The sequence below is a fragment of the Streptomyces sp. AC627_RSS907 genome, from assembly GCF_019049165.1.
In genome coordinates, this window is the sequence record NZ_JAGMUE010001239.1 from 1 (window position 1) to 630 (window position 630).

Below are 630 nucleotides of genomic sequence, written 5' to 3' on the forward strand. Positions count from 1 at the left end.
CACCACTACAAGGCGCTGCGCGAGGCGGGCCTCATCCGGCAGCGCCAGTACGGCCTGGAGCGGCGCAGCCACGTCCGCGTCGCCGACCTGAACGACCGCTTCCCCGGCCTCCTCGACCTGGTCGCCACCTGGGAGCCGCCGGCCACCCCCTGAGCGGCGGCTGAGCGGCGACGGGGTGGCTGCTGGGCGACGGCGGGCAAGAGGAACGCCCCGTCGGCGCGCTGGTATTTCAGCGCCCGGCGGGGCGTGCCGGTCAGCGGTGCTGGCCCGGTCGGGCCGTCGAGTGCGGCCCGGTGTCGCGATATGTGGGCGAGCGGGGTCAGCCCACGGCCTTGCCCTGTTGGGTGGCCTGCTTGGCCGGGAAGAAGTCCTTGCACAGCGGCGCGGTACCGGACGGGTTCTTGGTGAACTCGGCCGTGATCCACTGCTCCTTGCCGCGGATCTTGTACCAGTAGGTGCTGTCCTGGACCTGCTGGGCGCGGACCTTGCAGTCCACGCCGACGACGGTGCCGTTCTTGAGGTTGCCCGCGTCCGTGGCGTCCTCGCTCGGGTACATCCGGACGTTGAGCGGCTTCGTGCTGCGGGTGTCGACGGTTACGTGCGGCTTCGCCGGGGCCGCGGCCCTCGTCG

The 630-nt window shown here is 72.1% G+C and carries 1 protein-coding gene and 1 pseudogene; one reads left to right on the top strand and one right to left on the bottom strand.

Annotated features, from left to right (window positions below; translation table 11 throughout):
• A pseudogene (locus KUM32_RS44560) lies at positions 1 to 153 on the top strand (ArsR family transcriptional regulator); the annotation flags it as partial.
• Positions 154 to 319: 166 nt separating this feature from the next.
• Here KUM32_RS44560 and KUM32_RS41265 read toward each other — a convergent pair.
• A partial coding sequence (locus KUM32_RS41265) for a hypothetical protein (protein ID WP_217146773.1) occupies positions 320 to 630 on the bottom strand: 311 nt, incomplete at its 5' end.